Annotated in this window: 14 protein-coding genes; 3 read left to right on the top strand and 11 right to left on the bottom strand. The window is 35.3% G+C overall.

Annotation, left to right across the window (positions count from 1 at the left end; all coding sequences use genetic code 11):
- The 3 genes from ABYK18_RS08935 to ABYK18_RS08925 all read left to right on the top strand — a co-directional run bounded on the left by ABYK18_RS08935 (nucleotide 1) and on the right by ABYK18_RS08925 (nucleotide 4,164).
- Nucleotides 1–480, top strand: coding sequence for a hypothetical protein (locus tag ABYK18_RS08935; protein ID WP_373036325.1), 480 nt, complete (start codon nucleotides 1–3; stop codon nucleotides 478–480).
- Nucleotides 480–2,069, top strand: a complete 1,590-nt coding sequence (serA, locus tag ABYK18_RS08930) for a phosphoglycerate dehydrogenase (RefSeq protein WP_373036324.1) — start codon at nucleotides 480–482, stop codon at nucleotides 2,067–2,069. Before ABYK18_RS08935 ends, serA begins: the two co-directional genes overlap by 1 nt.
- Before the next feature lie 82 nt (nucleotides 2,070–2,151).
- On the top strand, nucleotides 2,152–4,164 hold the full coding sequence (locus ABYK18_RS08925; protein ID WP_373036323.1) for a GGDEF domain-containing protein: 2,013 nt from the start codon (nucleotides 2,152–2,154) through the stop codon (nucleotides 4,162–4,164).
- Here the strand turns inward: ABYK18_RS08925 and ABYK18_RS08920 are convergent, their stop codons facing one another.
- The 11 genes from ABYK18_RS08920 to fdh3B form a co-directional block, all read right to left on the bottom strand.
- Nucleotides 4,165–4,944, bottom strand: coding sequence for an ABC transporter permease (locus ABYK18_RS08920; RefSeq protein ID WP_373036322.1), 780 nt, complete (start codon nucleotides 4,942–4,944; stop codon nucleotides 4,165–4,167).
- A gap of 32 nt (nucleotides 4,945–4,976) precedes the next feature.
- Nucleotides 4,977–6,455: an OprD family outer membrane porin gene (locus ABYK18_RS08915; RefSeq protein WP_373036321.1), complete on the bottom strand. Its 1,479-nt coding sequence runs from the start codon at nucleotides 6,453–6,455 to the stop codon at nucleotides 4,977–4,979.
- A gap of 26 nt (nucleotides 6,456–6,481) precedes the next feature.
- Nucleotides 6,482–7,468, bottom strand: a complete 987-nt coding sequence (locus tag ABYK18_RS08910) for an ABC transporter ATP-binding protein (RefSeq protein WP_373036320.1) — start codon at nucleotides 7,466–7,468, stop codon at nucleotides 6,482–6,484.
- Between the two features lie 6 nt (nucleotides 7,469–7,474).
- A complete protein-coding gene (gene wtpA, locus ABYK18_RS08905; RefSeq protein WP_373036319.1) occupies nucleotides 7,475–8,434 on the bottom strand; it encodes a tungstate ABC transporter substrate-binding protein WtpA in 960 nt (319 codons plus the stop codon).
- A gap of 12 nt (nucleotides 8,435–8,446) precedes the next feature.
- Nucleotides 8,447–9,676 (bottom strand): molybdopterin molybdotransferase MoeA, encoded by a 1,230-nt coding sequence (locus tag ABYK18_RS08900; protein WP_373036318.1) that lies wholly within the window; start codon nucleotides 9,674–9,676, stop codon nucleotides 8,447–8,449.
- Nucleotides 9,673–10,650 carry a cysteine desulfurase gene (locus ABYK18_RS08895; RefSeq protein ID WP_373036317.1) on the bottom strand — a complete coding sequence of 326 codons (978 nt, stop codon included), beginning with the start codon at nucleotides 10,648–10,650 and terminating at the stop codon, nucleotides 9,673–9,675. The genes ABYK18_RS08900 and ABYK18_RS08895 overlap by 4 nt, the downstream gene beginning before the upstream one ends.
- Nucleotides 10,643–11,017 (bottom strand): winged helix-turn-helix domain-containing protein, encoded by a 375-nt coding sequence (locus tag ABYK18_RS08890; RefSeq protein ID WP_373036316.1) that lies wholly within the window; start codon nucleotides 11,015–11,017, stop codon nucleotides 10,643–10,645. The genes ABYK18_RS08895 and ABYK18_RS08890 overlap by 8 nt, the downstream gene beginning before the upstream one ends.
- A complete protein-coding gene (locus ABYK18_RS08885; RefSeq protein WP_373036315.1) occupies nucleotides 11,001–11,387 on the bottom strand; it encodes a ModE family transcriptional regulator in 387 nt (128 codons plus the stop codon). The genes ABYK18_RS08890 and ABYK18_RS08885 overlap by 17 nt, the downstream gene beginning before the upstream one ends.
- A complete protein-coding gene (fdhD, locus tag ABYK18_RS08880; protein ID WP_373036314.1) occupies nucleotides 11,380–12,168 on the bottom strand; it encodes a formate dehydrogenase accessory sulfurtransferase FdhD in 789 nt (262 codons plus the stop codon). Before fdhD ends, ABYK18_RS08885 begins: the two co-directional genes overlap by 8 nt.
- 91 nt (nucleotides 12,169–12,259) lie before the next feature.
- Nucleotides 12,260–13,156: a formate dehydrogenase subunit gamma gene (locus tag ABYK18_RS08875; protein ID WP_373036313.1), complete on the bottom strand. Its 897-nt coding sequence runs from the start codon at nucleotides 13,154–13,156 to the stop codon at nucleotides 12,260–12,262.
- 9 nt (nucleotides 13,157–13,165) lie between these two features.
- Nucleotides 13,166–13,774 carry a formate dehydrogenase FDH3 subunit beta gene (gene fdh3B, locus ABYK18_RS08870; protein WP_373036312.1) on the bottom strand — a complete coding sequence of 203 codons (609 nt, stop codon included), beginning with the start codon at nucleotides 13,772–13,774 and terminating at the stop codon, nucleotides 13,166–13,168.
- Between the last annotated feature and the right edge of the window lie 38 nt (nucleotides 13,775–13,812).

Here is a 13,812-nt window from a genome sequence, read left to right as displayed (position 1 = left end):
ATGCAAAAAGTATTAAAGTGGTTTACTCCGGTCTTAGCGCTTGGAGTTGCCATTTTTATTGTCTTTTTTTTAATCTCGATTAATCCTTCATACGAACAAGATTATGTTGAGCCGCTTGAACATAAGAGTGAAGTGGTACAACAAAAACCTAAAGAAGTCTGGTTAAATCATTTTTCTAAAACACAGAGACTGGGATATTTTTATCCTGTTAGTGAAGCTTTTGTAGAGATTGATTTAGAAGAACAAATAATTAGTAATACTATTTATAAACTATCCGCCTCTCTTTTAGACCCTTATCAACTTTTCTGTTTAAAAGAAGAGTTAAAACAACATAAATTAAGATATTATCTCAAAAGAGATAAAAGCAGTGTAGAACTGCTTATCTATTCAAAAAATATTGAAAAATTAAACTCTCTAGTCAGAGTATTGAAAAATTATCAAATTTCAGCCAAAGTAGAGCTGTATAAAGAGGATGCATAATGAAAAAACATACAATTGTAGTTTGTGACCATATACATGAAGCCGGTTTAGAAATGCTTCGTAATGATGAAAGTATTAATTTTATAATGGCAGCAGACGAGGATAAAACTAAACTTGTTGAAGAGATTATTCCACAAGCTGATGTAGCTATTACTAGAAGTTCGACAGATGTTGATGCTAAATTTATAGAAAATGCTAAAAACATGAAAGCAATTGTTCGTGCCGGTGTAGGTGTGGATAATGTTGATATTGAAGGTTGTTCGAAAGAAGGAATCATAGTTATGAATGTTCCTACGGCAAATACAATAGCAGCAGTTGAACTTACAATGGCTCATATGCTTTCGTGTATGAGAATGTTTCCTTACTCTCATGACCATCTTAAAAACCAAAGAATATGGAAAAGAGAGAAGTGGTACGGGTATGAGATGAAAGGTAAAAAGCTGGGTGTTATCGGCTTTGGTAATATCGGTTCTCGTGTAGCTAAGCGTGCTAAATCTTTTGAGATGGATATTGTTGCATATGACCCTTATATTCATCCATCTAAAGTAACTGATCTAGATATGACTTATACAAAAGACTTTTCTGATATTTTAGCTTGTGACATTATTACTATTCACACGCCTAAAAATAAAGAGACATTCAATATGATTGATGAAGCTGAAATAGCTCAGATGAAAGACGGTGTAGTTTTAATTAACTGTGCTAGAGGCGGTCTTTATAATGAAGAAGCGCTTTATAACGGTCTTAAGTCTGAAAAAATTCGTTTTGCTGGAATTGATGTATTTAACAAAGAGCCTGCAACTGACCATCCTCTTCTTGATCTTGATAATATATGTGTATCTCCTCACTTGGGTGCCAATACTTTTGAATCTCAGTACAATATCGGTACTCAAGCAGCACAAAATGCTATTGAAGCAGTTAAAGGTATTTCATTCGCACATGCAATGAACCTGCCGATTGATGAGAGTAAGATACCATCATTTGTAAAACCGTTCTTAGAAATGGGACAAAAAATCGGTTTCTTGGCATCTCAGATAAATAAATCTCAAATTATTGCTATTAAAGTTAGTGGTCAAGGTGAGATATCTCAGTATGTTGAATCTTTATCTACTTTTGTAGCAGTCGGTGCTATGAGTCAAAACTCAAGTGATACGATTAACTATGTAAATGCTGAATTTGTAGCAAAAGAAAAAGGTATTAAAATTGAGTCAGAAGCTCTTAATGATTCTGCAGTATTTAAGAACCTGATTACTGTAAAACTTACGACGGCAGAAGGTACGACTTCTATAAGTGCGACAATCTTTGATGATGGCGTTAAGCGTATCGTTGCTATCGACGGATTTGACATAGAAGTAGCTCTTAAAGGCGATATGATTCTATTTAAAAATAATGATGTACCAGGTGTTATCGGAAGCATAGGCTCAACACTTGCGAAAAACAATGTAAATATTTCTGACTTCTCCCTTGCTAGAAATAAAGATGCCGAAGCTTTAGCTGTTATTTTAGTTGATAATGCAGTTAATGAAACTACTCTTAGAGAACTTGCTTCTTTAGAAGCTTGTTTGAGTGTTAACTACGCAAGACTTTAATCTTTTGTTTAAACCTCTTCTTGAGGTTTAAACCTTCTCTAAAAATTGTGATATAATAATTAAAATTATATCAGGAGCAGCAATGCCCAAATCACAAGCGTTGGCCCCTCATCTTTTAAGTATAATTGACTCACTTGAAAAAAACCGTGAAGATATAGGTTCGGAGTGGATTGAAATCCCTACGGTTAAAAATGTTTTCAAGGACTATAAAATTGGTGCTGTAAAATTCAGAGATGGATATGGCATACCTATTATAGAGTATTTTATTGCTGTAGTACGCGAGGAAAAAGAAGCCGGCAATTGTCCAATAATGAGCAAACTAGTAAACTTTTTGTTAGAGAAAAATATTACCCCAAAAGATGTTTTTGACATATGTATGGGACTTCGCAGAACATTAGTGGCATATCTTTTTAGAGAAAAACTTATAGAAGATAATGCTAGTGAAGTTATGGATGAGATTGCAGTTCTCTTTGATGCAAATCTCTCTGGTGTACTTGCTATTTTTACGACTTACTATGAGAAAAAACAACAAGCAGAACAAAGAGCAAAAGTTCAACAAAAAAAGTTTTCTCAAATTTTAAAAATCATAAATTTTATAAATACAAAAATAATTATAGTTCAAAGTGGACACATAATTCTAGCCAATCAACCATTTTTAGAAGCAATAGGTGCAAGTGATATTAAAGAGTTTAACAAGAATTTTTCTTCTACATTCAGTTTTATGAAAAATGTGCAAAGCTCTTCATCTGTAGAGTTTGACTTAGAGAATGCAGATGAGTGGTTAAAGAGTGTTTATGAATCAGGTAAACCTTTTACTGCAGAAATATTTAATAATAAAATGGCAGATGTCATTACCTATAGTGGACAAGTTACCACACTTCCTGATAGTGAACCGGCAAAGTATATTGTTAGTTTTAACAGCATCTCTTCATATGTGGCAGATGAAGCGAGCTTAAGAGATAAGCTTGAACATGATAGTCTGACCGGGCTTTATAATTATGTTAAATTTGTCCATTTACTAGGTGAAGCTCAACGAAAAGCATTGGTAGACAAAACAAAGCTGGCTTTAGTTATGGTAGACATACCTTATTTAAAAGAGATTAATCACAAGCGTGGAATAAAAGCGGGTGACAAAACAATAGTTGATGTAGCAAATGATATACAATTAAAAGCTGATAATAATATGATAATTGCTCGTCTTGAAGGAAGCAGGTTTGGCATAATTATGCCGTATGAATCTGAGCAGGAGAGTTATAATTGGTGTAGTGCACTTCACATAGAGTTAAGTAAAAAACCTGATAGAAAAACTATTGCTATTACTGCTTTTGATCTTGGTGAAACACTAAGCAGTGTTCAATTAAGAGCTAGTAATCTTATAGACGAATTAAACTCCACTCAAAACGGTACGGTAGGAACAGATTTTGAAGATATTAAACTGTATGAAGCTTTACCGGATCAAGAACGTTTTAGCGATAGATTAAAAAATCTAAAGAAAATAAAAACAACAATCTATTATAAAGGATTGGCTATTACGGCTGAGAATAAGATAATCTTTTTAAATAAAGATAGTGTGACAATTCAACTGTCTAATAAAGAGTTTTGCGCTACGGGGCAAAACAAAACTGTATATCTTACTTTTCCTTTGTTTGGCATTGTTAAAACATCTGTGTACAGTGTTAATAACAAAAACAATACGGTAACTCTTCACAGGTTCAGAATGAATAAGCATACGCCTTTAAAACGTGAGATGTTTCGTGTAGATGCGGAAGAAGATGTTAATATACGAGTAATAACAGATCAATATGAAGAGGAAGGTACTGTAATTGATATTAATGAGCAGTATATTGCATTTAGTCTAAAACGCAAAAAAAGTTTTGATGAAGGAAATTTTGTTTCTATAGAAGTTATGCTTCCAGTAAATGAGATTACAACAACATTTGCAACAGAAGCAACAATTAAGAAGATTGAAAAAATAAAAAATGGTTTTAAAGTTGTTGTCTTATGCCACTTAGATGCAATAAATAAAGGCATCTTGAAACAGTATATTGCTAAACGTCAGATGGAAATAATTCATGAGTTAAAAAGAGATTCTTAACTACAAACGATTTGTAATAAACCTAACTATTAAAAATACCAACATACTGAAACCTATGATTACCGCTGCTAATGGAGCACTGTAGCTTAACCCGAAACTATTGAACCTATCAAATATAAGAACTGGTGTAGTCATAGGATGATAAACTAAAATCACTATAGCACCAAACTCTCCAAGACCTCTGCTCCACATCATTAGAGCACCGTTTATTATGTCTTTTTTTGCGTTTGGTATTGTAATTCTAAAAAATACACTTGTAGGAGAAGCTCCCAATGTTCGTGCTGTTTTTTCAAGTTTCACATCCACTTTTCTAAAGCCGTCTTTTGCACTGTTTATTAAAAACGGAGCTGATAAGAACATCATAGCAATCATGATTCCGTACTCTGTGCCTATAAACTCTATGCCGAATAGTTTAAAAAACTCGCCTATATGAGTATCCCCAAAAGTTGTAAGAAGAGCGATACCTGCAGCAGTATGAGGTATCATTACAGGAATATCAATTAGCGATTCGATTAAGCTTTTTCCATAAAAATCATATCTGGCTATTACATAAGCAAGCGGTAAACCTGTAAAAAGTACAAAAAGCATTGCCCAAGCAGATACTTTCATAGTAAGGATTATGGAATCAATCGCTTCACCGTCTTTTATCGTCTCAAGCAGTTTTTCACTTCCTACACCGATAAATATTTTTATTATAGGTACGCTGAGAAAAAATACAATGATAAGTGCTAAGACTATTAATGTCATATTAAATAGATTGCTTTTGTTTATCGCTTTCATTGTATTTCCTTTTTACTCTTTTTTTCTATATATTAAAACAGGTAGTTAAGTTCAAAACGTCCGTCTAGGCTGTCTGCATCTACTTTGTCTGTATCGTTATAACCAAGTCTTAGACGCCATTGCAGATCAACTAAAGCAGGAATATTCTGTACAAACCCTATATAATAATAGTTTTCATCAAAATAGCCCTTAGATTCATCTGCATCTGTATGAAGGATTGACATCTGTATAAACATATCAGTGTATACACCTTTTTTATTTGCATTACGCACTAGCTCAATGCGGTAACTTTTGGTATTTGCCATCCAGTTATAACGAGCCATTGAACGAGTGTAACCCGCTGTCGGAAATCCTCGCCATGGAGTGATTAAATCAGCTTCATCAAAGACTTGTGAATACCCAAGATTTAGTTTATAAACATCAAACTTTGCCACCAAGCGTGCTGCGAGCATCTGAGAGTCAAGTGAATCGGCATTTTTATATCCACCGCTTTCTCCAGTTAGTCCGGCTAGTGTTCCTTTATATGCTGCTCCACCAATCTTACCTGCACCGTTGTCAAACTGTTTTATATAACGCACACCTGGTGATAAAGAAAAACTACCCATATTAATTTTGTAGTTTGCTTCTGCCATTATCTCAGATACAAGTTCAGGTACCGCGTAAAATGAAGCGTCAAGTTTTAAATTCTCAATTGACTTATTGTGTAGATCACCTACTATTAGCGGTGCATCTGTGCTCACACCGGCAGCTTTAAGATTAGTATACGTAAGCCCTTTGTGCATCGCTGTATCATCATTTTCACTCCACGCAGGATTAGTCGATGAAGATGAGTTGATGTCTCCATACATAAGAGTAGAGTGTGACTGTGTATGGTCACGAAGTTTTTGCTCTGCCAAGTATCCCAGCTTGATAGCAGTATTTGGAACTGCTTTTGTTGCAATTACTACACCGTCAAATGTATTTGGAATCATCTTTGTATCATTTGATTTTGTATAGAAAGTCTCAACTATTTGACGACCTGCAAGCAGCTCGGTTTTAGGTATACCCTTGTAACTAATATAAGCTTGACCTAGAACTGCCATGGACTTGTTCCCGGTATTTGTGTAGTCAAATCTGCTAAGAATGTCTTTAGCGGGTTTTAAACGGTTGACAGGATCTTTATTATCATCAAAGAATGCTTGTGAATAGTATAGGCCCGCTGTAAAATCAAAGTTAGACAGAGTAGCACTTTTATAGACTGCTGATCCACCGAGACCACTTGCTATATGAGTGTTTTGACTTGCTGTCTCTTTTTCCCAAGCATAGTAAAAAGTATTAGAACGTAGACGTCCATAAAACTTACCCTCTGTAAACATCTCTGTAAAGCTCTCAACAGTCTCAGGTTTCTCATTGTAAACTTCCTGATAGTTTGTTTTCAATGTATGCTTAGACAGACTATCTTCTGCATATAGACTTGTGGATATTAGTAAAGCACTCGTTAAGAGGCTGACTTTAGTTAATTTTTTATTCATATTATTTTCCTTTAATTATTTTTTATTTATATAAAACTGATGTCTTTTTTATCAAACCCTATTTGGATTATCTTCTTTCTGTCTGCATAACAGCCTTCATAGTCTCTTTTTAATATTTTTATAAAGAACTGATATTGATTAACTTTTACAAAAAGTTTGTAGTGATCAACTATTCCCATACACTCATCAACAACTCCCTCAAAGACGTAATCAGTTTTAAGCTCGCCATTTTTAGCCACCTTGATAACATTTGGATCTACTGAGTAGACTTTTGAAGAGGATTCATATCCAAGCATCGTTGCCGGAAAGATATTCTTAAAACCCAAGAACTTCGCTACTTCTATATTTGCAGGCTGGTTTAAAACATCTTTTGCCGCGCCTACCTGCTTTATCTCGCCATCCATAATAATCGCGATTTTATCGGCTAGGTAAGAGGCTTCTCTAAAGTTATGCGTTACATGAATAGTGATAACGTCATATCTTCTGTGAATGTCTTTTAAGCTCTTCATAATCGCATTTCTAAAAGTCGGGTCGATTGCACTTAAAGGCTCATCCAAAAGTAGAATCTTAGGTCTTGAGAATATAGCTCTGGCTATAGCTACACGTTGCTTCTCTCCACCGCTTAAGTCATTAGTTTCACGCTCTAGGAGATTATCAAGCTTTAAAAAGTCTACAATATCTTTAAACAGCTCATCTGCATCTTCTATCTCTTTATATTTAGATGAAAATCTTATATTCTCTTCTACATTCAGATTCGGAAACAGTGCAAAGTCCTGATATACAAAACCTATATCTCTCTTCTCTGTTGGCACTAAAGAGATATCATCACCTTTATAGATTATATTTCCACTGCATGGATTTAGTCCGGCAATCGTCTCTAGTAACATAGTTTTTCCACTTCCACTTTGACCAAGAAGAACAAAATACTCATTGTTCTGTATATCGAGGTTTATGTTGTGAAGTAAAAAATCACCTGTATTACATGATAGGTTTTGTATTTTTAAGTAATCCATTTTATTTTACTTTCCTATTATGGAAGCATCCCCTGAAATATTTGCTGGAGAGATGACTCCCTGACCATTTTTAATCATGATATCCTGACCTTCGTATGAGAGTACAAAGTTTACAAACTTAATTGCACCTTCTTTGTTTGCGGGTGATTTTTTATTTTGTGCAACCGTGATACCGTAAACCATTGCTCCACCTTTTTTAGTAATGAACTGACCAGGTTTTTTTCCGCTAATTTGAAATGATACAGTTTTATAGAAGTCCTTAAACTCATTGTCTTTGAGAGATATCTGCTTTGGCAGAGTGATGTAATTCAGACCATGCTGCTGCGCAACTGATTTATAGATATAGAGATAATCATAAGCATTAGCTTCGATGAGCCCGAGCAAGTCTGTCTCTTTTGGTCGAACAATTATTTTGTCTCTGTTTTCTTCACCAACTTTATATGACTCACCGTATCCAAGCAGTTTGTCATAAAAACCGGGAGTTTTATAGTACTTTTCTGCAAGTTTTGTAACTAAGACCGATCTATATCCGCAAGGATCCATATTTGGATTTGAGTGACCAATTTTAACACCCTCTCTTAAAAAGATTTCAGTCCAGTTTTGTGAATTGATTTCATTTGCATACTTTGCTTTTGACGTATAGGCAATAGCCATCTCGTTGGTTGCAAATTGTGCATTGAATTTTGCATGATTTGGAATAAGCAGGTTATTTATTACATTATAATCAGCACTTGCCATTACATCGGCAGCCTTACCGATTTCAGAGATCTTTCGAGCCGCCGCTCTGCTTCCGCTAGCTTCTCTTTGTACATCATACTGAGGATATTTAGCTTCAAATGCTTTTTCTATATCTGCAAATGGAACTGCAAGACTACCTGCATGAAATACAGTAATTTTCTCTTTTGCCAAGATGCTAGAAGCCAATATGACACTGAATCCCAGACTTAGCAATATTTTTTTATTCATCTTCTTTCCCTCTTAATTAAACAGATTGACTTGATCTTGCGTATAAAGACAATTAAATTTAATTACCTTAACGCTTTCTTGCTCTGAGATAAAGTCTGTTGCTTCATCTGTTACAAGAATACAGTTGCTATCATGCAAAACTGTAATCATTCCTGAGCCATATTTATTTTCTTTGGTTACTCTGTATTTTCCATTTTTGTAAAATCCAAGCACTACATTTACACGACCTGCTTTTGTCTTAAAACTCTGAATGTTGTTAGCAATGTCTATATCGTGATGTATAGCTTTTGAGCCTTGCATCTTATGTAGAACAGGAAGTGCAAAAAGATGCATATTTACCATTGCTGTCAAAGGATTGCCAGGCAGACACATTACAAAGGTCTTTTCCATTTTTCCCATCATGATTGGACGACCAGGTTTTATGTTTACGCCGTGAAAGGCTATATTTAAACCATTACTTTGAAAGGCTTCTGCCATAAAGTCTGCATCTCCCATAGAGATGCCGCCCGTAGTGATGATGACATCGTAGCTTTCAAGAGTCTTTACAAATGCTATAGACTTCTCTAAAGAGTCAGGTACAACACCTGTATAAGTAGCTTCAAAACCTTTCTCTTTTAAAAGTGAGATAATTGCATAAGAGTTACAGTTGTAAATCTCATCTTCACTTGCACTCTCCCATGGTTCTTTTAACTCATTTCCTGTAGATACAACAGCGATATTAAGCTTTTTATACAGTGAGAGCATAGTCATACCTTGAGAGGCCAATATTGCAACCATTGCAGATGTAACAACCGCGCCCTTGTTAAACAAGATGTCTTTCAAGGCTTTTTCTTCACCTTTGAATCTTAAACAAGAATTCTTCCTGACATCTTCTTTGATAGTAACTTCATCATTTTCATAGTCCAAAACATCTTCTATGGGGATGATAGTATCTGCATCTAGAGGAACTTTAGCTCCTGTCATTATCTTATAGCACTCGTTATCTCCCAAACACTCATCAGAATTCTTACCAGCCAGAATCGTTTTTACAACTCTAAGTCTCTTTCCTGCATCTACGGCTTTTATAGCAAAACCATCCATAGCAGAGTTGTTAAAAGAGGGCAGGTTCTTACGACAGAAGATATCTTGTGCTAAAACTCTCCCAATAGAATCTTCTATATGAACTATCTCTTGGATGCTAGTAATCTCTGCAATGTCTAGTGACAAAGATACTGCATCTTTAAAATCTAAATACTTATTCATGATAAAGCCTTTATCTGTCTGTATGATTTTCCTATTTTTGATACCACATAGAAAATCTCATCACTGCTTAAATTTCTGCAAAAAGACAAAGACAGGGCTTGTCTGCTTTGCAACTCCGTATAACCCATAACTTGAATTATTCTAGAGGGGCGTGAAAGGCCCAAAGAACATCCTTCTCCATTTGTTACAAATATATTTTCCAGACTTAGGTTCCTGATTACTTCTCTCGCCTTGATGCCTTTGAGTCCAAAATGAACAACATTATCAAGTGTCGCTTTTGCATCTACAAAGAAGATGAGGTCATCTTTTAAAGTCTCTGCTAAAACCTTGATAAACTCATCTTTACAAGTGATGAGTTCTATATCTTTATTAAGGGCTTCTGAGATAAGTTTTAAACTTACCGTATCTATGCCTGCAAGATTCTGCTCTTCAAAGAGTCCATTATGAAGCAAGATAGAGTGCGTAAAATAACCGCTTAGTTTGTAAACATCAAAATAGGCAACATCGCAATCAGAAGCATCAAACATTGCTGATATATTTGAGACAACAGTTCCGCTAAAAAGTTCTTTAACCTTTTTTAAATCAATCTTCACAAAAGTATCAATGATGTATGGTGATATAAACAGATATTCAACTTTTAGAGAGTTAATTGCTTTGTAATCAATTGTTCCATCAGGCATAAGGTTTATATATGTCACACCAAAACCTAATGACTCATAAAGCCGTGCGGCTTGGACTACAGCCTCACTCTCACCGAGGCTTACAGCAATGTCTGATTTTAATTCTAGCATCAAACCCAAAAAACCTTCTTTTGAAAAAGAGAAACTGTGCAGACAAGAAAAGTTAAATCTTGATGTTAAGTTTTTACTTAAACTTTCAAACTCTGTATTGCTGTTTAAAGCTTCGATACTCAAAGCATTTGATACTGAGACATCATTTGTCTCAGGATAATTCAAGTAGTTTAATTTATACATCTTGGCTCTCCTTCGTACAATGAATAATATCTCCGTCTGCCATGAAAATCTCTTCAAATTTTTTAGTCGAGAAATCTCTTACTTCTTTTTCTAAGAGCTTATATTTGTCTATAAGTTCTTTAGCTTTGGGTGTTAGGACAGTTCCGCCGGAATCTCTTCCTTTTTTTACTACTACCAGATCATCTTCAATATACTCTTGAAGTATCTTGATATGAGTCCAGGCTTTTTTATAGTTCATACCGACTTTCTTAGATGCTTCAGAGATAGAACCTGTCTCATCTATGAGTTCTAAGATCTGAGTTTTACCCCCGCCAAAGATTAGATGCTCATTGTCATCTTCTATCCAGGTCTTAACTTTTACTACCATGATGAATCCTTGTTCTAAAACATCCAAGTTGACAATATATAACTTCGATATCACTTTTTTTAGTAGTAGAACCAACCTTTTTCAAAGAAAATTCTTGAGCTACCTCCCAGGCGGCACTACATTCGAGCTTCTTTTGAGCATCAGCTTTTGAAGATAACTTTTCATATATATCATCTCTTGCATCTGCAAAATTTTTACTGCCAAAAACACCAAGCTCACAGTTGTCGATTTTGATACCGTATTTTTTGGTAAGCTCAGCTATTTCTTTTGGTTCTATATTTAGCTCTCTAGCCAATTTAAAAGCATCTAGACAGTTGATCTTTCCATCATCATTTAGATAGCGCTTTAAAATTTGGGCTGTGTTATCCATGAACTCTTCCACTATGAGTATATATGTTCATTTTTCTACCTCTAGCAAAGCCTATAAGAGTTATTCCGTGTTTATTGGCTGTTTGTACTCCAAGGTATGTAGGAGCAGTTCTAGATACCACTATAGGGATTCTATGCATAACAGCTTTTACAACCATCTCAGAGCTTAGCCTTCCACTTACAAATAAAACTGCTTTTGTAGTGTCAAGTCCATCTATCTTACATTTGCCTACCGCTTTATCTATTGCATTGTGTCTACCGATATCTTCGGCGGTTACAACACTTTTATCTTCTAGAAACAGCATTGCTTTATGAACACAACCTGTCAGTTTATATAGTTCGCTGTCAGCGTAGAACTTTTTTACTTCATCGCTGATGAGCTCAGGGCTAATCACAAAACTGGTCTGGTTAAACGGAATCTCAAGACTTCCGGCAACATTACCGGTAATCCCTCCGCCACAACCGCTGACAAGTGTTTTTTCTTTATATAGGTTTTGTAGTGAGTCTGTATCAACTGCTGCTTTGATATCAACTCTTAAACCGTCTTCACTTACTTCAATGGACTCAACATCACTTATATCAGTGATTACATTTTCACTCATTAAAAAGCCAATCGCATGAGCCTTTTGATCTTTGGGTATACACATCATAGATATGATTTTTTCGCCATTGAGATAAACGTTCAGTCTTGCTTCTTCAATCGTAACATCTTCTGCTTCTGTGATTTCATCACCGTTAACTCTGTCAATGATGATAGTCTTTAAATATTTGCTATTAGACATTTTGTCCCTCTCAATTATGCAAATTTTGCATATTTAAACTCTTTTAAAAAAGAACACTCCGCCAAAATGGAGGAATGAACTAATTAGCCTGTTAGACTTTGCCTTTTTCTTTTAGCTCTCTGTAATAAGAGCTATGAAGAATCTCGACTTCCTCTTCTTCCTTGTGACCATCTATCATACTGTGGATAGCACCTTTAATCGCAAATACTGCCATGTAGATATGAACAAAGAAAAGAGCTACAACAGCCAATCCCAAAGCATTATGAACAATAGCACTTGCTCTTAAAAAATCAATTTGAGAGATCTGGTATGCATCTAATATATCAAGTCTAAAATCTTGAAAATACATAGCTGCACCCGTACCAATCATAACAAATCCACCGAGAGTGGCTAGCCAATACCAAGTTTTCTGTCCCGCATTGAATCTACCTGCAGGAACAGGTTTCTTATTTTTATTGAGATAACCGCCTACGATCATTAACCATTTAATGTCATCCCAATGAAGGAACATCCATCTTAGCCACATAAAAAACATAGGTATAACACTTACTATAAAAAGAAGTGTTGAGATTGCATGAATCTCTTTACATACTTTTACAAATTCTCCACCGCCAAAAGTACTGCCAAACATCATAATCAGACCTGTAGGAATAATTAAGATAAATGATATACCTGCTATGGCATGAACGATTCTGTGAAACAAAGTAAATACATAGATCTTCTTTCTGTCATGAGAAAAGATCATTGGACCAATCACCAGATAGTGTAAAACAAACACTGCAGGTACTCCAAATAAAACACCTAAAAACAGTGGTTTAAAATATGTACTTTGTAAAATAGTAAAATATTGTCCTAAATGTAATGAACCTTTTTTATCGTAACCAAGGATATTATCAATTAGATTGTCGCTCCATACAACACTTTCACTAGCACCAAAGGCTAGCGAAGAAAGTGCGATAAGAGCGATTATGATATATTTACTTTTCATAATAATGTCCTATATTTTAGAACCATATGCTGTTGACCATCCATAAGGTTGTGTTTTGGCACCATGGCCGATTGACAATACTCTTTCTCTGTATATAGAAGAAATTTCTTGTGAATCACCAACTAGTAATGCTTTAGTAGAACACATAGCAGCACAAACCGGTACTTTACCCTCTGCGATTCTATTTTGTCCGTATAGTTCTCTCTCTTTATGAGAATTCGTTTCCTCTGGACCACCGGCACACATAGTACATTTATCCATCACACCTTTTGTTCCAAAAGCACCATCCAGCGGGAACTGAGGGGCACCAAAAGGACATGCATACAGACAATAAGCACAACCGATACATTTTTCTTTGTCGTGTAAAACGATACCGTCCTCTCTGATATAGAAACAATCAGTAGGACAAACTTGCTCACATGGAGCATCTGTACAGTGCATACAAGCAATAGACAAAGAGTATTCTAGTCCAAGAATACCCTCATTCATGGTAATTACTTTTCTTCTGTTGATGCTAGCCGGTAACTCATGCGCTTCCGCACAAGCTACTGAACAACCATCACATGAAATACATCTATGCTCATCACAATAAAATTTTAATCTTGCATTTTCACTCATAACCAACTCCTTACGCGTATTCTATGCGGCATAATCCG

Origin of the sequence: Sulfurimonas sp., from assembly GCF_041563495.1 — a bacterium.
GTDB lineage: Bacteria > Campylobacterota > Campylobacteria > Campylobacterales > Sulfurimonadaceae > Sulfurimonas.
Note: the sequence above shows the minus strand (reverse complement) of the source record. Positions and strands in the feature narration are given on the sequence as shown.

Coding starts and splice junctions, on each gene's coding strand:
- ABYK18_RS08900 (WP_373036318.1), bottom strand. CDS start 9,676: ATGAATAAGTATTTAGATTTTAAAGATGCAGTATCTTTGTCACTAGAC.
- ABYK18_RS08875 (WP_373036313.1), bottom strand. CDS start 13,156: ATGAAAAGTAAATATATCATAATCGCTCTTATCGCACTTTCTTCGCTA.
- ABYK18_RS08890 (WP_373036316.1), bottom strand. CDS start 11,017: ATGGTAGTAAAAGTTAAGACCTGGATAGAAGATGACAATGAGCATCTA.
- wtpA (WP_373036319.1), bottom strand. CDS start 8,434: ATGAATAAAAAAATATTGCTAAGTCTGGGATTCAGTGTCATATTGGCT.
- ABYK18_RS08910 (WP_373036320.1), bottom strand. CDS start 7,468: ATGGATTACTTAAAAATACAAAACCTATCATGTAATACAGGTGATTTT.
- fdhD (WP_373036314.1), bottom strand. CDS start 12,168: ATGTCTAATAGCAAATATTTAAAGACTATCATCATTGACAGAGTTAAC.
- ABYK18_RS08935 (WP_373036325.1), top strand. CDS start 1: ATGCAAAAAGTATTAAAGTGGTTTACTCCGGTCTTAGCGCTTGGAGTT.
- ABYK18_RS08920 (WP_373036322.1), bottom strand. CDS start 4,944: ATGAAAGCGATAAACAAAAGCAATCTATTTAATATGACATTAATAGTC.
- ABYK18_RS08915 (WP_373036321.1), bottom strand. CDS start 6,455: ATGAATAAAAAATTAACTAAAGTCAGCCTCTTAACGAGTGCTTTACTA.
- serA (WP_373036324.1), top strand. CDS start 480: ATGAAAAAACATACAATTGTAGTTTGTGACCATATACATGAAGCCGGT.
- fdh3B (WP_373036312.1), bottom strand. CDS start 13,774: ATGAGTGAAAATGCAAGATTAAAATTTTATTGTGATGAGCATAGATGT.
- ABYK18_RS08895 (WP_373036317.1), bottom strand. CDS start 10,650: ATGTATAAATTAAACTACTTGAATTATCCTGAGACAAATGATGTCTCA.
- ABYK18_RS08885 (WP_373036315.1), bottom strand. CDS start 11,387: ATGGATAACACAGCCCAAATTTTAAAGCGCTATCTAAATGATGATGGA.
- ABYK18_RS08925 (WP_373036323.1), top strand. CDS start 2,152: ATGCCCAAATCACAAGCGTTGGCCCCTCATCTTTTAAGTATAATTGAC.